The sequence below is a fragment of the Bartonella gabonensis genome, from assembly GCF_903679515.1.
In the GTDB taxonomy this organism is placed as follows: domain Bacteria; phylum Pseudomonadota; class Alphaproteobacteria; order Rhizobiales; family Rhizobiaceae; genus Bartonella; species Bartonella gabonensis.
In genome coordinates this window covers 1-574 of record NZ_CAHOYM010000112.1, presented here as the reverse complement: position 1 = coordinate 574, position 574 = coordinate 1, and the positions used below count along the sequence as shown (strand labels likewise).

Genomic DNA, 574 nt, shown 5'->3' with positions numbered 1-574 from the left:
GGGCATGCTTGAGCGTGCGGTGCATCCGCTCGTGGCGACCGTTTTGCTGTGGCTTGCCCCTCTCGATGCGCTCCGGCCTGATGCCCAGCCTTATCCACCATATCGCCAGGCGTGACAGGCCCGCCACGCCAGTAGTCGCGAACGGCGGACCGTTGTCACTGCGTATGCGCTCGGGCAGTCCGTATTGCCGAAACACCTGTTCGAAGCTGCGTTTGGCATCCTCGTAGTTGGGGCTGTCGTAGACATGCACGGCCAGCAAATAACGGCTGGCGTGGTCCATGATGGTCAATGGATAGCACCAGTGACCATCGGCTGTCTTGAACTGGCCTTTGTAGTCTGCACTCCACACCCCATTGGGCTGCTTGCTCGTTCGCAAGGGCTGGGCCGTAGGCACCGAGCGTCTGCGTACACGCCTGCTGCAAACAAGCCCCTCAGCCTTCAGCACGTTGTAGATGGTGGTTTTGCTGGGTGTCTCCTGTGGGCCCCAGCGCTGCAGGAGCAAAGCGTGCAGCTCTTGGGCCCCATCTGTGACCTTTGCTGCGTGCGCAGCTCAATGATGGCCCGGCGCTGTGCA

At 61.5% G+C, this 574-nt stretch carries 1 protein-coding gene; it reads right to left on the bottom strand.

Going from position 1 to position 574, the window contains the following annotated elements; all coding sequences use genetic code 11:
- On the bottom strand, nt 1-502 hold a 502-nt coding region (locus tag HWX04_RS08910; RefSeq protein ID WP_246257636.1), incomplete at its 3' end, for a DDE-type integrase/transposase/recombinase.
- Nucleotides 503-574: the final 72 nt, after the last annotated feature.